At 59.7% G+C, this 17,114-nt stretch carries 18 protein-coding genes, 1 tRNA gene and 3 pseudogenes; 16 read left to right on the top strand and 6 right to left on the bottom strand.

The window, feature by feature from the left end; genetic code table 11:
• Positions 1–46 precede the first annotated feature (46 nt).
• Entirely contained in the window at positions 47–343 is a 297-nt protein-coding gene (locus AYJ54_RS31720) for a hypothetical protein (protein WP_063681736.1), read from the top strand.
• Between the two features lie 504 nt (positions 344–847).
• Here the strand turns inward: AYJ54_RS31720 and AYJ54_RS31710 are convergent.
• The 3 genes from AYJ54_RS31710 to AYJ54_RS31695 all read right to left on the bottom strand — a co-directional run bounded on the left by AYJ54_RS31710 (position 848) and on the right by AYJ54_RS31695 (position 2,807).
• Entirely contained in the window at positions 848–1,147 is a 300-nt protein-coding gene (locus tag AYJ54_RS31710; RefSeq protein ID WP_063681738.1) for a hypothetical protein, read from the bottom strand.
• A gap of 250 nt (positions 1,148–1,397) precedes the next feature.
• On the bottom strand, positions 1,398–1,673 hold the full coding sequence (locus tag AYJ54_RS31705; protein ID WP_063705297.1) for a hypothetical protein: 276 nt from the start codon (positions 1,671–1,673) through the stop codon (positions 1,398–1,400).
• Positions 1,674–2,399: 726 nt separating this feature from the next.
• A complete protein-coding gene (locus AYJ54_RS31695; protein ID WP_063681741.1) occupies positions 2,400–2,807 on the bottom strand; it encodes a hypothetical protein in 408 nt (135 codons plus the stop codon).
• Between the two features lie 598 nt (positions 2,808–3,405).
• On the opposite strand from AYJ54_RS31695, the gene AYJ54_RS31690 reads away from it, so the two are divergent.
• Positions 3,406–3,639: a hypothetical protein gene (locus tag AYJ54_RS31690; protein ID WP_063681742.1), complete on the top strand. Its 234-nt coding sequence runs from the start codon at positions 3,406–3,408 to the stop codon at positions 3,637–3,639.
• 28 nt (positions 3,640–3,667) lie between these two features.
• Here the strand turns inward: AYJ54_RS31690 and AYJ54_RS54130 are convergent, their stop codons facing one another.
• Positions 3,668–3,931, bottom strand: coding sequence for a recombinase family protein (locus tag AYJ54_RS54130; protein WP_161491329.1), 264 nt, complete (start codon positions 3,929–3,931; stop codon positions 3,668–3,670).
• A 540-nt stretch (positions 3,932–4,471) separates the two neighbouring features.
• Between AYJ54_RS54130 and AYJ54_RS49960 the strand changes: the two genes are divergently transcribed.
• The gene (locus AYJ54_RS49960; protein ID WP_136624056.1) at positions 4,472–4,768 is read left to right on the top strand and encodes a hypothetical protein; all 297 of its coding nucleotides are present in this window, start codon (positions 4,472–4,474) and stop codon (positions 4,766–4,768) included.
• Between the two features lie 893 nt (positions 4,769–5,661).
• On the opposite strand, the gene AYJ54_RS49955 is transcribed toward AYJ54_RS49960, so the two are convergent.
• Entirely contained in the window at positions 5,662–5,973 is a 312-nt protein-coding gene (locus AYJ54_RS49955) for an SEC-C metal-binding domain-containing protein (RefSeq protein ID WP_136624055.1), read from the bottom strand.
• 670 nt (positions 5,974–6,643) lie between these two features.
• Here AYJ54_RS49955 and AYJ54_RS31665 point away from each other — a divergent pair.
• From AYJ54_RS31665 to AYJ54_RS31640, 6 genes are all read left to right on the top strand, one after another.
• Entirely contained in the window at positions 6,644–7,030 is a 387-nt protein-coding gene (locus AYJ54_RS31665) for a hypothetical protein (protein WP_063681747.1), read from the top strand.
• On the top strand, positions 7,027–7,485 hold the full coding sequence (locus tag AYJ54_RS31660; protein ID WP_245329171.1) for a DUF6036 family nucleotidyltransferase: 459 nt from the start codon (positions 7,027–7,029) through the stop codon (positions 7,483–7,485). Before AYJ54_RS31665 ends, AYJ54_RS31660 begins: the two co-directional genes overlap by 4 nt.
• Before the next feature lie 36 nt (positions 7,486–7,521).
• Positions 7,522–8,361: an IS5 family transposase gene (locus AYJ54_RS31655; protein WP_063705292.1), complete on the top strand. Its 840-nt coding sequence runs from the start codon at positions 7,522–7,524 to the stop codon at positions 8,359–8,361.
• Between the two features lie 40 nt (positions 8,362–8,401).
• Entirely contained in the window at positions 8,402–8,593 is a 192-nt protein-coding gene (locus AYJ54_RS31650) for a hypothetical protein (protein WP_063705290.1), read from the top strand.
• Between the two features lie 461 nt (positions 8,594–9,054).
• The gene (locus tag AYJ54_RS31645) at positions 9,055–9,531 is read left to right on the top strand and encodes a HipA domain-containing protein (protein WP_161491292.1); all 477 of its coding nucleotides are present in this window, start codon (positions 9,055–9,057) and stop codon (positions 9,529–9,531) included.
• Between the two features lie 98 nt (positions 9,532–9,629).
• Positions 9,630–10,139, top strand: a complete 510-nt coding sequence (locus AYJ54_RS31640) for a hypothetical protein (RefSeq protein WP_027554446.1) — start codon at positions 9,630–9,632, stop codon at positions 10,137–10,139.
• A 493-nt stretch (positions 10,140–10,632) separates the two neighbouring features.
• Here the strand turns inward: AYJ54_RS31640 and AYJ54_RS31635 are convergent.
• Positions 10,633–10,708: transfer RNA gene (locus tag AYJ54_RS31635), tRNA-Ile, on the bottom strand.
• 740 nt (positions 10,709–11,448) lie between these two features.
• Between AYJ54_RS31635 and AYJ54_RS31630 the strand changes: the two genes are divergently transcribed.
• From AYJ54_RS31630 to cybH, 7 genes and pseudogenes are all read left to right on the top strand, one after another.
• Positions 11,449–11,721 carry a hypothetical protein gene (locus tag AYJ54_RS31630; protein WP_063680264.1) on the top strand — a complete coding sequence of 91 codons (273 nt, stop codon included), beginning with the start codon at positions 11,449–11,451 and terminating at the stop codon, positions 11,719–11,721.
• A 391-nt stretch (positions 11,722–12,112) separates the two neighbouring features.
• On the top strand, positions 12,113–12,379 hold the full coding sequence (locus AYJ54_RS48015) for a DUF3551 domain-containing protein (protein WP_082905933.1): 267 nt from the start codon (positions 12,113–12,115) through the stop codon (positions 12,377–12,379).
• Between the two features lie 336 nt (positions 12,380–12,715).
• A pseudogene (locus AYJ54_RS48010) lies at positions 12,716–12,922 on the top strand (bifunctional methylenetetrahydrofolate dehydrogenase/methenyltetrahydrofolate cyclohydrolase); the annotation flags it as partial.
• Positions 12,915–13,055 (top strand): annotated as a pseudogene (gene purU, locus AYJ54_RS52910) (formyltetrahydrofolate deformylase); the annotation flags it as partial. The pseudogenes AYJ54_RS48010 and purU, both read left to right, overlap by 8 nt.
• 376 nt (positions 13,056–13,431) lie before the next feature.
• A pseudogene (locus AYJ54_RS31625) lies at positions 13,432–14,430 on the top strand (hydrogenase small subunit); the annotation flags it as partial.
• Positions 14,431–14,556: 126 nt separating this feature from the next.
• A complete protein-coding gene (locus tag AYJ54_RS31620; protein WP_063705286.1) occupies positions 14,557–16,347 on the top strand; it encodes a nickel-dependent hydrogenase large subunit in 1,791 nt (596 codons plus the stop codon).
• 9 nt (positions 16,348–16,356) lie between these two features.
• Positions 16,357–17,100 carry a Ni/Fe-hydrogenase, b-type cytochrome subunit gene (gene cybH / locus AYJ54_RS31615; protein WP_063680261.1) on the top strand — a complete coding sequence of 248 codons (744 nt, stop codon included), beginning with the start codon at positions 16,357–16,359 and terminating at the stop codon, positions 17,098–17,100.
• Positions 17,101–17,114 lie beyond the last annotated feature (14 nt).

The following is a 17,114-nucleotide window of genomic DNA, read 5'->3' as shown; positions in this document are numbered from 1 at the left end:
GAATTAAATTCGGATTCCGGAACTACATTCCTGTGAGATCACCCCAATGACGACACGACTACCGCTGCAGCCAAAGCTTGATCCTCATCGGGGCTCGAAGGACAGATTGCGGCGCAAGGCTGCCGAGCACAACGCCATGGCAACGAGGGTCGTCTACCACCTCAACAGACTGATCGCCGACAACCCAAACGACCAGCAACAGTATCTTTGGTACGAGGTGGCGCGCGACCTCGGACTGACTGTGGAAGAGGTTGGGTCGGCAGTGATGTACGGTGGTCACAACGGAATCACAGTCGGAGTAACCGAGGAAGGGCGCCGAGCGTTGGCCAGCTACAAGAAGTAGCGCGCAATGACGTAGAGCTCCGGCCGATCAACTCTCCGCCCGACCTGATAGTGAATGATGGGGCGACAAGGCGCCCTGACGGGCAACCACCTTGCCGCCCCGGCTAGACACCGGGGCTGAGACGTGCCTAGCGAACGAAGTAACCGGCGACCATAACCGCCAGCATCCCGACCGTTACCGCTACAGAAAAACTGGCTGCTTGGCGCCCTTGACGATAGCGCCGACCAATCCGTTACAGGCAGCGCGAGCAGGCAGGCGGCGAATAGCAATCATTGCGGCGGCCCGGTCAAAGCAACACCCTCCACACGAAGGGCGGCGCCGCTGTCTTCTGTATGTACTCGGAAAGCTCTAGCAGATTGAGTTCAGCACTGAGACAGCCACAAGGGTCATCCGAGCGAACTTCCACCCTGAAGGCTCCGTCGCCCATCCAAACGACCGTCTCCTCCCATTTGTTGCCGTGGAGGTCGATATCTTCGCGGCTTGCTATGATCATGCAGCTGTTTCTTACATATGCCGTGCAAAGCACGGTTGCGTGCGATCGTAGTCGACATCCATCTTGGTGCCCTGAATCGATGCCCTCTTGCAGCGTCGGTAGACCGGGCGTACCGCTGAAGCCGAAGTGAAGATCAAAAAGAACTCCCTGAGTGTTGGCGGGACGTGCTCAAGCAAGGCACCATCGTCGCCCGTGTTCAGCACGAGGCAATTGCCGCTGCGGATGCCGTCAACCGTCATGTAGTTTGCTTCGAGCGGAGGATTGAATTGGACACGACGGGCGGCCCCGTCATTTGCAGTGTCAATGATCACGAATAGAGCCTCGGAATATGATCTCTCGGAGAGTGGCAAAGTTTGTCGGCCTTGGCTCCGACAAACTCAGTACGCAACGAACGAACATTGCCTCTCGCCTGAGCGAGTCGTCTCGGCCTTCAGATCTGGTGCGTTACGCATGACCGTGACGCTGGGCCGAGTATGCGCCTGTGATTCCCACGTGGGTTACCGCATAGTAACCGTAAGGCCATCACAGTATCGATTAATGCAATGAGCCGCGCATTTGCGCTTAAATCCCGCGTTTGGTCGCCCCTCTTCGACGGATCACGACGCGCAGTGGTCGATGAAGTGAGGCCGCGACCAGGAGCGCCTCGCTCTTTCGGCGCTGCCGGCCGTTGCGGAGCCGGCCGCGGGCGTGGCGGATCTCCGGCGCTCCGACCCGCTTACCCGCGAGGATCCGCTGCTCGAGCTCCTGGCGAAGATTGTCCGGCACGGATGGTGATGCCAGCTCGACCAGCGCCGCCCAGGAAAGCCGAGCGGTGATCTCGCGTCGGCCATCGTACATGGGCCACGCGCATCGTCTCGCCGGCGAATTGCTGATCAGTCGCGAATTGCAGGCGGGCTTGGCGCCCGAACTTGCCAGTGGACGTCGCCGCCTTCAATTGAAGGAGCTTGTTTCCGAGCTGCAACTTCGCCTCAACCTCAGGGATGCGCGTGATCGATCGCGGCGGCTTCGGCGGGAGCTTGACCGGCGTTGGCTGGAGTTTCCTCTCGGTCAGCGAATCGAGCATCGGCGCTAGGCGCTCGACGAGGATCATAAAGCACGCTCCAAAGGTGGGGCCGCCGGAGCCGGCATGCAATGGCGAGTTCGCGCAGCGCGCCAAGGACCAACGAATCCCAGGCCTCCAAAAACGGAAGCCCGAGCGAGGTCCACTGCCGATGGAAACGGCACACCGCGTTCACTGCGGTGATGACGTGTCGGTTCAGGTGCGACCGGTTGGCCGGATGAGTCTCTGTGAGGACGCGCAGCGTCAGCACCATGTGCTCGACACCATGCGTCCGGATCAGATGCTCGATCACCTTAACGCTTGACGTCTCCATTTCGCGCACGCCGGTGCCAGGCTTTGGACGTACCCCGAATTGCCGGCACAGCCGGCGCGCTGACACTCTCATCATGCTGCCCATCATGTTTCGCGTGCCCGCCGACGCCTGTGCTTCACCCGACCGGCGCCGGACCGGAGCGGCGACAACGTGCTGTGGCCGCAGGACTGGCGGGGNCCCGCCAATTACGTCATCTCAGCACCTCGAACGGATCGATCGGCGGCCGGTCGCTCGGCGGCGTGACCGATCCATCGCACACGTCGCCATGGCCCTGCACGACAACCGCACCGCCAGTGTCGAGACCAAGCTTCCCGCCGCTCTTGACCTCGACGTTGCCGCTACCCTTGATGCCGACGTCACCGCTCGCCACCAGCGTGAACGTCTGGCAATCGTACTGGATGGTCTTTGCGGTCACCTTGATGTTGCCGGCGCCGTCCGGAAGATAGGTCGCCCCGCTGCCATCGGTGACAGTGAGCGAGCCGTCCTTCTTGAAGTAGATTTGCTGCCCGGTTCCGCCTTGGCCGCCCTGCCCGGCGTCTGGAGTCGGGCCGCCGCTCTGCTGGAATTTGGTCCAGATGATGATCTCGCCCGACTGCACCTCTGGAGGCGTGTCCGGGTCGCAATGGAGACGCGCTGGACGATCTTGCCGGACTCGCCATCGCCTTCCTGGAAGCGGACGATGACCTGGTCGCCCTGATTTCCATTCTGGCCGCTGCTCCGAAGATGCGCGTCAGCAAGAGACAAGCCCAATGGCACCCCGCTTCCGCCCCCTAGATGAGCTGCCCCTGTTCGCGAGTGAGGAGGCGATCGCCTGCGCAGTGCTAGTCTAGGACCCGGACGGACGGCAGAGTGGCGGCAACTCGTCCTCCTGCTCGAAGGGCGGGGCTTCCCCAAGTTCGACGGCCTTAGGGGGGGCGCGCCGTCAGCGCTTTTTTCGATCGCGAATACGGCATCGGCGACGTGAAGCACATCTTGGCGCCGGATGGTCCGGAGGCTCTAGGGACGTGGCCAACGCGGCGGCGCGCCCCCCGATCTAAGGCTCGACAAGAACCGTCCCCGTAGCGGCGCGCCCGGTGGTGCGTGTTTTCCTCGCGCGACGGGTTCTCCGCGTGGAATTCATGCATCGCCAATGGAAGATAGCGGAGAACCCCCGCCGGGGCTTGTGCTATGGCTCACCGGCTGGGGATTTCTCAAAAATGCGATCGATTCGCATAGGCGCGGCGCTCACCGCGTGTTTCATTGTGCTCGCCTCGAATGTCCATTGGGGCTGGATGAACGAGTTTCTGGCCTGCGTATCGGCGCTGACGGCGGCGGCAATCGTGGACTGTTTGATAGAGACGGCGAGCGCCGAAGATCTGGTTAGCCCCATCGCCTGGGCGTGCGTGCTTCTCGCGCTCGTTGGCTTTGTCGCGATCTATGTTCCGTGGTGAGCAAGCGGGCCGCTCAATTCTCCGGCGGTCAGTCGGACCTCACGAACAGGCGTCGCGTCACGCGATGGCACGGATGCGATCGCGCTCGTTCTCGGCCACCGCGGACAGCTGCTCGAGCGTGCCGAGCGCGTCGGCAGCCGAGCGGAAAGGTGCGATCGAGCTTGGCCGTGATGATGACGTCGCCGGCCTGGAGCGCGGCGAGGAGTCGTTGCCCTTCGGGCCGATTAGCGAGGGGCACAGAGCCGGAGACGCCGCCCTCGATGAAGAACTCGTCGACTTGCCATCTCTTCATCATGGCGTAGCCGTGATCTGCTGGCGCTGAGTGTCCACCGAGAGGCCACCGTTCGCCCGCTCTGCGGTGCTGACCCGGCAATATCCAAACACCCTCATGGCGGCCCCACAGGCGAAATCAAGCGAAATGAGCCCCAAAAAGGAAGATCCCGCGCGCCTGGCCGCGAGTCGGTCCCCATCTCCGTAGACGGCGCTATCAATTTTCGTGCCAATCGTTCCCACCGTGGACCAGCCGGGGGCGTGCAGGCGGCCGAGCTGACGGGCCCCGCCGCCTGCTGGGGCGAGGCCGTTCGCAGGGTACGCGCCGGCCCGCGGGAGCGGCCAAGGGCGCAGCTTTTTATTTGGAGGCACGTATGCGCTTGGGCCCTGCCTGACGGGACACCCATCGCGATGGCGCTCTCGGAGCGTCGCGTGCGGGAGACGACGAGACCGTGTCGTTTGAGGAAGCGAGGCCCGGAAACAGAGGCGAGTCAGAACCGGGCCTCGCGACCGCCGGTCCACCTCGCGGGGAAGGAACGGCGAGGGGGAAGGATATTGCTTATTGACGCGTGAATACTGCAAACCGATCCGTCAGCGAGCAGCTTTCCAGCATCGCTGCCTGTGCTGGTGCGCAGTCTCGATAGCCCAGCAAGCGCAAGGCATCGTTGAGGAGGCCGAGGCGCGGGCCAGGCGCGGCGGCTCGCGGACATTGGCCGAGCACGCGCTCGACCTCGAGGCGCGGCACGCCGGCGAGACGATCCTTGAGCAATCGCAAGATCTCGACGGATCGACCATACAGACAATCAGCCTTCCGGAAGGCAGCGGGACCGTTCGCCGCCTTCCGCGCGAAACCCGCTAGGAGCGCGCCAATGGCACCGAGATATCCCTGGGGCGACAAGTCGCGGCGGTGCATTCATTGCGGACAGGTTGGGCCGCGCGTCGTCGTCCTCGGCGGCTACGCACACCGCCGCTGCATCCCAAAGCCTAGCACGTGCCGATCACGCGGAAGGGTCCGACACGGATCTTCTTATGGTGAGCCTCGACAAGGACACCCGTCACGTTTCTGTCGGTCATCTTTCGCTTTTTTGTATCCATGGCGTCAACTGCAACAGGATGCCCGCGACGGCGACTTATTCGTCTGCCACTTGGCGCGGGAGGCGAAGCCGCTCATCGATCCAGACAATTACCTCGTGAAGCTTCAATCGGCTTTCCAATTCCGCCCGCGCTATCAAGGCGAGATTGATCGAGCCACAGACTTCGGGATGTATCTCGCCCGGTTCGGTGATGAACTCAACTCGATCCTACTGACTAGGCGTGCGCTGTGGTGCATCCGCACGATCCTCATCGCTCGAAGTGCTGAACGGCGCGATCCCCTTTTCGCGCCGCAGCTGCTTGCTGAGCATAGCAATCGACTGCGGCCCGCGACCTTTTGACTAACCGGCATATCCATCGCGAAAGCGCCGCGGTCCGACAACGTCTGCGCAGCTTTCTCGAAGACGAGACACACTCGAATGGAGCCCTTGAGACAGCGGACCGCGCGCATTTCATCGAGAGCTTGAGGCCACCTCAAACAAGGTAGCGTTGCAGACGCTACGGCAAGAGCACGAAAGCCGAGCGGGCTATTTTGCATGAAGCAACTCATCGAGAGCGCATGAAGATGCTAGCTGGTTTTTCCCGCTGGATTGCTCATCGGAGGGAGAGGCGTCAATATTGACAAGCTTAAGAATTCTACCCAGTTAGCTGCGACAAATCTCAAGAGTGGCGCGTCAGGTCAATCAGGTGTGCGCAGCACTTCTTGAATTTTTTACCGCTGTTGCAGGAGCACGGCGAATTGACTTTCGTGCTGGACGCGAGATCGATTAGAACTTGGGCTTGTGCATTGCGAGCATTTTCCCATAGCGCTTTCAACGTGCTGCGTTTCATTCGAATTTCGGCGCCGTTTGAATGTTCTTCCAACGAGTGCTGAAGAAGATCGCTTGCTGCGATCCAGTGTTCGACACTTGCGAACACACCCAAACTTCTCTTTTCGTTGATGAGGCGTTTCTTGCCCTCAAAGTCGTACACGCGATTGGGGCCGGCAAGAACAGTATCCTCGGCTCGCTGTTTGCGTGCGGCGTGATGTCGAAAAGCTCGCCATCCATGTCCCAGACGGCATGATGCTCCGCTTCAATGAAAACGCGCGGCCATTCCCAAATCGTCCATCCGTAAAGCAGTGCACCTCCGTCGCGCGCAACCCTGGCGGAAACGTTGCTAAAGCATTCGATGATGATTGCGCCAGGCTCAGGTCTGACGGGGACCCACACAGGTTGAAGGTGCGGGTTGAGTTAGCGGCAGAGGCGAAGGATGGTGCCGAAACCTCCCGTGGGGAACTAGTAAAGACTTTTTCGAAGATCTCAGTTCTAATGGCCGGTATACGCCTCAATCCGGTTCCGATCAGCTTTTGGTTCTGGGATGAAAACCGTGTCTCCTGGGACTAGCCCATCTGCGGTGATTTAGCTACATTAATGCATTGATTTTAATAGATTTTTGATCGTGAAGATTTAGAAAATAGGCGATAGATGACGAAGTCAGTTTCGGTATCATTACACTCCTTTTGGCGATTGCCCCGTCCTGCTGGAACTGCTAGCTTGAACGGAAAGGGAACATACCCTGTCGTATGGGATTGGTGAGTAAGCTGGAATTTTACGGGTAGGTGCCTATTTTCCCGTTTTGAGGTAGGTATTGGTCGAGAGCCATGAGCATTCGGATCAACCGGGAATATGTGAACGACACCGCGAAGCTGATGATGCATCGGCTTATTGCGCGGCAGATCGGTCGCGACCCGTCGCTGGTCGAAAGGGCGAAGGATTCTTTGGCCCGTAGCTCGCAGCGTTACGAAGGCTACGATTTCGTTCGCGAATGGTCAGACGTCCTTGGCTTTCCTCCGTCTACGGTACGCCGTCGTTTGACAAGTCGCGACGAAGAGATGACGCGTCTGCGTCTGTCCTCGCCATTCGTTTTGGCGGAAGGTGTCAACTTCGAGGACCACGCTTTGCGACGTCGTATCTGGAAGGCGGCGAAGCGGATTGCTGAGAGATCCGTGATCCATCAGACCGTGGAGCTTCCGCGGATCGCCGCGTGACACAACGCTCGTTCGTTAGAACTATTGAAGACCTTGTCGAGACAGTCAGGGTGATAGCCAGGCTGTTCAAAACCGACAAGGTCTTCATCATCGGCAGTCAGAGTATCTTGCTCTCCTGGCCCGACGCGCCGGTCGTTCTACGCACCTCCGGCGAGATCGACGCTTATCCGGAGAACGCAAAGATCTGGGAAATTCAGCAAAAGGAGCTGGATCCAGACGACGATCCAGAGGCCTCAGAAGAAATCAACGCTCTCTATGGCGAGGGTTCTCAATTCCATAGGGAGCACGGCTTTTATATCGACGGTGTCGACGAGAATACAGCGAGGTTGCCAGAAGACTGGAATAAGCGCGCGATCACCAAGACGGTCGAAGTCGACGGTCGAAATGTCCTTGCCGTCGCACCATGTCCTGAGAGCCTGACCGAAAAAGGAGTGAGTGATCTCGGTAGGCTGTGATTCCTTCGGATTTGCGAAGATTCGAGGGAGGGCACGATGCCGTGGACCGAAATCACTCGTATCCAGTATCAGCGCAGAGGATTGCGTTACGCAAGCGACCTGACCGATGCGGAGTGGGCGTTGATTGCCCGGAAGATGCCGCAGCGCCGGCGCCTCGGGCGACCACGGCAGGTCGATTTGCGCGAGGTGGTGCAGGCGATCTTCTACATTCTGTCGACCGGCTGCCAGTGGCGGGCTCTGCCGAGCGACTTTCCGCCGTACTCCACGGTCCAGGGCTATTTTTATGCGTGGCGAGATAGCGGCAGGTGGCACGGGATCGTCCGAGCCTTGGTCCGCCAAGCGCGGCGGGAACTTGGGCGCAAGCCGACGCCGACAGCAGCCGTCATCGACAGCCAAACAGCTTCGACGACGCAGGCCGGCGGGCCACGCGGCTTCGACCCGGGCAAGCGCCTCCACGGACGCAAGCGGCACATCGTCACTGATACCGATGGCCTTCTGCTGGCAGTCCACGTTCATCCCGCCAACATTCAGGATGTCCATGGCGCAGTCCCGCTTCTAGAGCACTTGCGAGAGCGCGTTCCCAGACTTCAGCACGTCTTTGCCGATCGGGTCTATCGCGGCAAACAACTACGCGATGCACTCTCCCATTGCGGCCAATGGACCATCGAGATTGTCCAGCGGCCACCCGGCGTCAAAGGCTTCCGGCTCTTGCCCCGACGCTGGGTGGTGGAACGCACATTTGCATGGCTCGGCAGGTGCCGCCGTCTCGCCAAGGACTTCGAGGGCTCCGCCGCCACCGAAGTCGCCTGGCTTCTCGTCGCTCACCTCAGACTCCTGACCCGACGCCTAGCCAGGCCTCTGCCGAACGCTTTTTGAGTCAGACTCTGAGGACATTATTGTTTCCAAGCTCGCCCGCTTGTCCGAGAAGGACAAGGAGTTCGTGGAGGGCTATCACAAGGCGCGGCCATTCGATCGCGAGCTCGTTATCGAGCGCATCAAGGCGACCAAACTAGAGGCCGAACTTCAGGAGCGAGCCATAAACTTCCTACGCAGCCTCGCGGACGCGCCGAAGCCAGACGCTGCGCCAAGCGATACGCTCGGATCCTAACCATTGCTAGCGTTCTTTCTCCTCCGAGAGAAGTGCCTCGCTTGCAGACCATATCGGTCGTCTTGACTAGTTGGTCCGCGTCCTACCCCGGGTAGGTCACAGCCGCACTTGCTTATCAAGCCCTCGCAATCCTGCGGCGTGGACAACAGATCACCGGCAATCGGCGCTACGTGTTCGCTTGCGCCAAAGACGCACCGCTGTCCAGCGCGACGCTCTATCATCGGCTGCGTGCGCTCGGCATCGACACTAAGACCCGAACATTGATGGCTTCCGCACTACGTTTTCGATTCTTTGCTACCATGAGGAGTTCAAGGAAGCCAAGGCATGGGATGGTGATGTCATCGAATTACAGTTGGCGCATCTCGAAAGTGGCTCGGTAAAGGCGATTTACAGGCGGCACGGACCGCTGGCACTGATCGGCTCGCGCGCCAAGCTTATGCAGCATTGGGCTGACCGGATCGATGGCTTTGCCGATCCAAAAAAATCGAGTCGTTCTCAACGTGTCCGCACAGTCTCCAACAACAAAAGAGGAGGAGGAGGCGGCTGGTGGGCCCGCCTGGATTCGAACCAGGAACCAGACCGTTATGAGCGGCTTCATCGATCCCGAAGACTATGAAAACATTGGAGGATGGCGTCTCGCTCCAGCCTATGATTTCAATCCGATGCCCGTTGAGATCAAGTTGCGCATTCTGACCACGGCGATTGACAAAGAAGATGGCGCCGCCTCGCTCGAAATCGCGCTTGAAACGGCTTCGCGCAACAAGCTCAATGCAATGTGGCCCGCCGCATTATGCGAGAGGTGGGTACCGCAGTTAATGGCTGGCGACAGGAGGCGCAGAGTTTATATCGGCGAAGCTATGTCGGCACAATCTCGGCCGCGGCATCGACCTTTCATCGTCTCGATTGCCGCCGCGCCGAAGATCTCGAGGTCGTCATGAGCCGTGCCCACGCGACAAGCCATCGAACGAGCTTGAATCGGTCGTGGCGTCAAGTTGTACACATCAAAAGAAGGCATATCCCACGAAGGCATAGGCGGATGAAGACATCCTTTCTCGCGGTCGTACTATGTTCGGCTTTGGCTTTGCTCGGGCTGCGCGGGGGAGCGCTTGCGGACACGGTCCGGCGCTACGACTGCTCGATAGACGGGGTTGATCGAGAGCCACTAGGTGATCGGGATGAGCACTTCATTATTAGCCTTCAATATACCTGTCACGTGGCCGAGGGGCCATTGAGAGATGCCGGGATTACGGCGATTTCGGTCAGCGAGTTGAATGGCGAGAAAGGGACGTCTATAGCGTCGCTCGATATTCACCGTGCGATCGACGGATTTGCAGTCGGACAGCTCCTGGAGGGAGTCGCCTTCCTTGTCATGCGGGACAAGAGATCTCTTGGCATAGCAGCATCCGGTAAGATGGTCTTTAAGTTCGCATCCGGCTCATTGTCGGCTCTGTCAGGAAGGACTGTCAATTTTACGACCAAGCCGGCCGGATTTGGACGGTTCGAGATGGAGTTCTCAGATTGGCCTGAAGCCGCTCAACCGAAGTGAATAGGCGTCGCGCTGGCCGGTTGGCTTTCCGGAATCGGTCAAACCGCATGGTCTATGCGGAATCGCGGCTCGTGAGAATCTGGGCAATGCTTTGATAACCCGCGACAGGATTGTCGCGTCATCGACCGGTTGGTCCTGGAGCAGCGGTTCGGGCCCGATGGGCTCGTTGCCCGACATCGAATCTCCGGTGTCCATGAATTTCCGCCGCTGAGCACGCCGCGGCACCGCTGTTGGGCTGCCGTTCCCGACCTGTCTGATAGCGGGACTGGCGATCCTCAAGCACAGCTACGACCTCTCCGATTAGGTGTTGTGCCAGCGCTGGTTGGAGAAACCATGTAGCCCTTTTCAATAAGTGCGTTCAGATCACTCATCCTGATCATTTGCATGGGGCAGCGAATGCTCACGCGGCACCAAAGAAGAACGTTGCTTTGGTTATTCCATTGGTAGAGGAAAGAGCGAAGCGAGATAAAGCCTCTCAACCTCTTGATCTTACTGGTGGGCCCGGCAGGACTCGAACCCGCAACCAGACCGTTATGAGCGGTCGGCTCTAACCATTGAGCTACAGGCCCCCCACGGCTGAAAGGCGGCCGCGGCCGGACCTTTTATTATGAATACCGACAACGTAGCCCCCTCCATCGGCACCGTTAGGCTAGACGTTTGATGGCGCTTGCATTGAGCGTTTTTTGCGCTCCGCGTGCAGCTTTGGGGCGCCGTCTCGCGCTTGGCGCGGAAAAGCATCGTTGAGTCAAAGGGCCCAATATTGGAGCGTCAAAGCTGGGATCAAGCTACGGCGAGCCCCCCCCCCGCCGACAGTCGTCGTGCGAAACGGGTAACCGCAGTATAGGTAATCGTTCCGGCGTACCGCTCGCGACCTGCCGCGGCCACTAACCCAGATTGGTTTCGAAATACCGAGCGGCCATAGTGACCCAGGCTGCCAAAAAATCATTGATACCAATGAGCCCGCCGGCTGAACCGATTGCACATTGTTTGAGAGAGCCGCGGCGATCCCTCCGGGTGCTGCGCCCGCTCCCAGCGGGAATCGCATCAGCCAGCATTGAGCTTCCTGGTCAGCAAAGCTAGGAAACACGTTTTGGGTATAGGGTCGCTGTCACCAGGGCTGGACGCATTTATTCTCTATAGGCATTTTGAACCCGGAAGGCCGCCGGCGATATTGTCGGCTTCCTTTTTCAGGGATAAGCGGATGAGATTGGGCCGACTTACATGCGATCGGCGTCGGTGCCCATGATCGCAGCTTGGCTTTGTGAGGAATTGGCTAGCGAGCGCGGCGGTGCCGCATGGGAGGGCGTTAATGCATGACTGGAAGAGCGAACTCGACGCGCTCGTCGCCGAAACGATAGCATTCGCCAAATCGATGAAAGTGGAGATCGAGCGGCCCCGGTCTCTATCGAAAGAAGCCGTCGAGCGGGGTGGCCTCAGCGCGCCAGACTATGGCGGTAGCGAACGCGATGAGATCAAGAAACGGGTCGAGAGCTTCAAAGCGAATCAAGAGCGCTTCATGCGCGAGCGCGAGGAATATGCCAATTCCTTGCTACGCCGCATCAGGCCGATCACGAAAGTTTAGACGACCTCGATCTCGCTGAATGCCCTGCCAAGCCTAAGTCGCTCAGCTCAAGCGATGCGCGCTCGGCGGCACACCTGAGGGCGGGGATCTTCCGCCCTTTCAATCTTTGATAAGCGCGCCGTAGATTGGCGGCCGTCCCGATCCGACCTATTCCGGAGCGCGAGAGTTCTGCCTAAGGTTTTCCGCTGCATATGCTTCCATCACGCTTGAAAAATGCGTTCCCTCCTAAAAATAGCAGGAATACTGCTCCAAACTCGGAGCGCCTGACGCTTGGATTTCTTTCGAAGGCGATCGGTCAAACGGCCTACGAAGCTTTTTGCCATTGACCAAAATCAAAACATCAAATCTAGATTTTCTATCCTTTCAAGACTTAACGGAGGCTAGAGGTCTCATGCGCAACCTTCTCTTTATCGGTGTGCTTGCACTTCCCATCCTCGTCGGCTTCGGATTGCCTTCGACCGCCGCTCCGCGGGGGCGTTCGTACATCCTCCCGGCTCGGCAGGACGTTTATTGCCTGCAGGGACGTACCTGGGGATATCCGGGCAATTGCCAGTTCTCGACCTATTACCAGTGCATGGCCACTGCATCCGGTACCTACGCCTATTGCGGGCTGAATCCGATCTACGCATTCCAGCGACAAGGAGGTCAATTGCGCTGATGTGTGATCGTCAAGCGTGATCGAGACATCAGTCTTCGCTCATATAAATGGAGCCGCTGCGCAGGTTAGGCGTTGGGCTTCCGTCTGATTGGACGTCCCGTTCACGCTTGCGTCCTCAGTTGCATCGGGACGCCAAGCAGCAACAACGATCGGGACGCAATGGCTCATCGGCGTCACGTGCAATCGGGCATCCTTCCGCAGCGGCCTCAATCCCCAGCGGGGCAACCGTCGGCACCGGTCGATTCTCCCTTACTTCGTGCCGTCGGCGGGCTCCGGCGGTTGATTTTAGCTGGGCGCTCTTCGGTTCGGTTCGCTCAATGCCGCTGATTGTTCGACGACCTTTCGGACCTCGAGGCCGTCATCGTGGGCCGATCAAGCATCGTCGGGAAGCCGCTGGCGCAGCTTCTCATCATGGCGAATTGTACGGTTACCGTGGCGGACAGCCGGACACACGATCTTCCGTCGGTGTGTCGGCGAGCCGGTATCCAGGTCGCCGCGGTCGGGCGACCTGAAATGATCCGGGGCGATTGGATAAAGCCTGGGAAGAGATGTGGAGAGCCAAGTTCTCGCACGGGCGGTCCATGCTCACATACATCGCCGAGTGCTGGTCAACGATGATAAAACAATCGTCTTTCCTGCCTCGCCGGGATCGTATGCGTCGGAACGAACGGGCTGAACGTTGAACGGTGCGTTTGGGCAAGCGCGCGTTCCTCGCTCGGCGCACCTAGGCCCATTTTCGTAAGCGCGCTGATGTTGAGTTCGCCAGCGGGATTGGGCAGCTTGCGATCTAGTAATCCGCCCACGACTTAGCCGCACGCAAATCTGCAGCCCCCTCCGCAAGCGGCCACGGCTTCGTCTCAAGGGCCACGGCAGGCCCGTATGGTAGTCGTCGGATCACGTGCATCGTCTTCTGCGGACATCGCCGTGATTGGCGCGGTTCAATCTGTAATAATTTGGAATCTTTCGACTTTCGCCGCGGCGCCCCGCTGTTGGCCCGCTTCTTGCTGTCGTCCTTTCTTCGTCGATAAGTCAACGTGGAGACGGGAGGATACATGGGCGCGGCGACGGAAACGTTTTACAGCGTGATCAGGCGGCAGGGCATCACGCGGCGCAGCTTTCATAAATTCTGTAGCCTGACGGCAACGAGCCTCGGGCTCGGGCCGCTGGCGGCGAGCCGCATCGCCAACGCGCTGGAAACCAAACCGCGCGTGCCGGTGATCTGGATGCATGGTCTCGAATGCACCTGCTGCTCCGAGAGTTTCATCCGTTCCGCCCACCCGTTGGTGAAGGATGCAGTGCTGTCGATGATCTCGCTCGATTACGACGACACCATCATGGCCGCCGCGGGCCATCAGGCCGAGGCAATCCTTGAGGAGACTCGTGCCAAGCACAAGGGACAGTATATCCTCGCGGTCGAGGGCAATCCGCCGCTGAACGAGGGCGGCATGTTCTGCATCGACGGCGGCAAGCCGTTCGTCGAGAAACTGAAGATGATGGCTGACGATGCGATGGCGATCATCGCCTGGGGCGCCTGCGCGTCCTGGGGCTGCGTGCAGGCGGCCAAGCCCAATCCGACGCAGGCCACACCGATCGACAGGATCATCACCAACAAGCCGATCATCAAGGTGCCGGGATGCCCCCCGATCGCCGAAGTGATGACCGGTGTCGTCACGTTCATTATCACCTTCGGCAAGTTGCCGGAGCTCGACCGCCAGGGGCGGCCGAAAATGTTCTATTCGCAGCGTATCCACGACAAGTGCTACCGGCGGCCGCATTTTGATGCCGGCCAGTTCGTCGCGGAGTGGGACGACGAAGCCGCGCGCAACGGCTATTGCCTTTACAAGATGGGCTGCAAGGGGCCGACCACCTACAACGCCTGTTCGACCGTGCGATGGAACGGCGGCGTGTCGTTCCCGATCCAGTCCGGCCATGGCTGCATTGGCTGCTCGGAGGACGGCTTCTGGGACAAAGGCTCGTTCTATGATCGCCTCACCGACATCAAGCAGTTCGGCATCGAGAAGAATGCCGACCAGATCGGCATGGCGGCGGCCNNCGGCGCCGTCGGCGCCGCGGTGGCCGCACACGCGGCAGTGACCGCCGTGAAGCGGCTCGCGAGCAAGCGCGAACACGCAGATCACAACAGCTAAGCGCCCAATCATCTCAGGGTAGGAAAAACTATGGGTATCCAGACTCCCAACGGCTTCAATCTCGACAACTCCGGCAAGCGCATCGTCGTCGACTCGGTCACCCGTATCGAAGGGCACATGCGGGTCGAGGTCAATGTCGACGCCGACAACGTCATCCGAAACGCGGTCTCGACCGGCACGATGTGGCGCGGGATCGAAGTGATCCTGAAGAACCGCGATCCGCGCGACGCCTGGGCATTCACCGAGCGGATCTGCGGCGTCTGCACCGGCACGCACGCCTTGACGTCGGTGCGTGCGGTCGAGAACGCGCTCGGCATCACGATTCCACAGAACGCCAACTCGATCCGCAACCTGATGCAGCTTGCGCTTCAGGTGCAAGACCATATCGTCCATTTCTATCACTTGCATGCGCTGGACTGGGTCGACGTAATATCTGCACTCTCAGCAGATCCGCGGGCAACCTCGACGCTCGCGCAATCAATCTCGAGCTGGCCGCTATCGTCGCCGGGCTACTTCAAGGACTTGCAGACCCGCCTGAAGAAATTCGTCGAGTCCGGACAATTGGGGCCCTTCAAGAACGGCTATTGGGGCAGCAAGGCCTATAAGCTGCCGCCGGAAGCCAATCTGATGGCGGTGGCGCACTATCTTGAAGCGCTCGATTTCCAGAAGGAGATCGTCAAGATCCACACCATCTTCGGCGGCAAGAACCCGCATCCGAATTGGCTCGTCGGCGGCGTGCCGTGTCCGATCAACGTTGACGGCACCGGTGCGGTCGGCGCCATCAACATGGAGCGATTGAACCTGATCTCCTCGATCATCGATCGGCTCATCGAGTTCAACGAGCAGGTGTACCTGCCTGACGTGGCGGCGATCGGGTCGTTCTACAAGGACTGGCTCTATGGCGGCGGTCTATCAGGTCAAAGCGTGCTCGCCTATGGAGATGTACCGGAACACGCCAACGACTACTCCTCCAGCAGCCTGAAGCTGCCGCGCGGCGCCATCATCAACGGTAACCTCGCGGAAGTGTTTCCGGTCGACCACGCCAATCCCGACGAGATCCAGGAGTTCGTGGTTCACTCCTGGTACAAATATCCCGACGAGACCAAGGGCCTGCATCCCTGGGACGGCGTGACGGAGCCGAACTACGTGCTGGGGCCGAATGCGAAAGGTACCAAGACGGCGATCGAGCAACTTGACGAGGGCGGCAAGTACTCGTGGATCAAGGCGCCGCGCTGGCGCGGGAACGCCATGGAGGTCGGTCCACTGGCACGTTGGGTCGTCGGCTACGCGCAGAACAAGTCCGAATTCAAGGATCCCGTCGACAAGTTCCTGAAGGATCTGAGCCTGCCGCTGTCGGCGCTGTTCTCGACGCTCGGCCGCACTGCGGCGCGCGCGCTGGAGTCGGTCTGGGCCGGGCGCCAGATGCGCTACTTCCAGGACAAGCTCGTCGCCAATATCAAGGCCGGCGACAGTTCGACCGCGAATGTCGACAAATGGAAGCCCGAAAGCTGGCCGAAGGAGGCCAAGGGCTTTGGCTTCACCGAGGCGCCGCGTGGCGCGCTCGCGCACTGGATCAGGATCAAGGACACCAAGATCGACAACTATCAGTGCGTGGTGCCGACGACCTGGAACGGCTCGCCGCGCGATCCCAAGGGAAATATCGGTGCCTTCGAGGCCTCGTTACTAAACACGCCGATGGTCAATCCCGAGCAGCCCTTGGAGATCCTGCGCACCATCCATTCCTTCGATCCGTGTCTGGCCTGTTCGACGCACGTCATGAGCCCGGACGGCCAGGAGCTCGCCAAGGTCAAGGTCAGATAGGAGGTCGCCATGATGGATGCAGTTGCACGTCTGGCGGAATCCGAACGAGACCTCACCGGGATCGCGGCCGATGGTTCCGGCGAGCACGGTGTGGGGCGTCCGACCGTCTATGTCTACGAAGCGCCGGTTCGCATCTGCCACTGGGTGAATGCGTTTTCGATCATCGTCCTGATGGTCTCCGGCTACTTCATCGGGACGCCGTTGCCGACGGTGGAAGGCGAGGCGTCGGCGAACTTCGTGATGGGCTATGTCCGCTTTGCCCATTTCGCGGCGGGACAGGTGCTCGCGGTGTTCTTCCTCGTCCGCATCCTGTGGGCCTTCGTCGGCAACCACCACTCCCGGCAGATATTCTACATTCCTGTGCATCGCAGGCAGTTCTGGAAGGAGGTGCTGCACGAAATCCGCTGGTACGCGTTCCTGGAACGCGAGCCGAAGATGTATGTCGGCCACAACCCTCTGGCCCAGATCGCGATGTTCGTGGGATTCACGTTGTTCGTGGCGTTCATGATCGTCACCGGATTTGCGCTTTATTCGGAGGGCACCGGCATCGACAGCTGGCAGCATAAGCTGTTCGGGTGGGTCTTTGCGATCTGGCCGAACAGCCAGGACGTGCACACGTGGCACCATATCGGCATGTGGGCGCTGGTGGTGTTCGCGACAGTGCACATCTACGCGGCGGTCCGCGAAGACATCATGTCACGCCAGAGCATCATTTCGTCGATGATCTCCGGTGAGCGGCAATTCCGGGATTGATGGTGGAAAACAAG

Source organism: Bradyrhizobium centrolobii (assembly GCF_001641635.1).
Classification (GTDB): domain Bacteria; phylum Pseudomonadota; class Alphaproteobacteria; order Rhizobiales; family Xanthobacteraceae; genus Bradyrhizobium; species Bradyrhizobium centrolobii.
Note: the sequence above shows the minus strand (reverse complement) of the source record. Positions and strands in the feature narration are given on the sequence as shown.

Bases quoted from the DNA above. Each gene is read 5' to 3' on its own strand.
- AYJ54_RS31720 (WP_063681736.1), top strand. From the start codon at position 47: ATGACGACACGACTACCGCTGCAGCCAAAGCTTGATCCTCATCGGGGC.
- AYJ54_RS31705 (WP_063705297.1), bottom strand. From the start codon at position 1,673: ATGTACGATGGCCGACGCGAGATCACCGCTCGGCTTTCCTGGGCGGCG.
- AYJ54_RS31690 (WP_063681742.1), top strand. From the start codon at position 3,406: ATGCGATCGATTCGCATAGGCGCGGCGCTCACCGCGTGTTTCATTGTG.
- AYJ54_RS54130 (WP_161491329.1), bottom strand. From the start codon at position 3,931: ATGAAGAGATGGCAAGTCGACGAGTTCTTCATCGAGGGCGGCGTCTCC.
- AYJ54_RS31665 (WP_063681747.1), top strand. From the start codon at position 6,644: ATGAGCATTCGGATCAACCGGGAATATGTGAACGACACCGCGAAGCTG.
- AYJ54_RS31655 (WP_063705292.1), top strand. From the start codon at position 7,522: ATGCCGTGGACCGAAATCACTCGTATCCAGTATCAGCGCAGAGGATTG.
- AYJ54_RS31645 (WP_161491292.1), top strand. From the start codon at position 9,055: ATGGCTTTGCCGATCCAAAAAAATCGAGTCGTTCTCAACGTGTCCGCA.
- AYJ54_RS31640 (WP_027554446.1), top strand. From the start codon at position 9,630: ATGAAGACATCCTTTCTCGCGGTCGTACTATGTTCGGCTTTGGCTTTG.
- AYJ54_RS31630 (WP_063680264.1), top strand. From the start codon at position 11,449: ATGCATGACTGGAAGAGCGAACTCGACGCGCTCGTCGCCGAAACGATA.
- AYJ54_RS48015 (WP_082905933.1), top strand. From the start codon at position 12,113: ATGCGCAACCTTCTCTTTATCGGTGTGCTTGCACTTCCCATCCTCGTC.
- AYJ54_RS31620 (WP_063705286.1), top strand. From the start codon at position 14,557: ATGGGTATCCAGACTCCCAACGGCTTCAATCTCGACAACTCCGGCAAG.
- cybH (WP_063680261.1), top strand. From the start codon at position 16,357: ATGATGGATGCAGTTGCACGTCTGGCGGAATCCGAACGAGACCTCACC.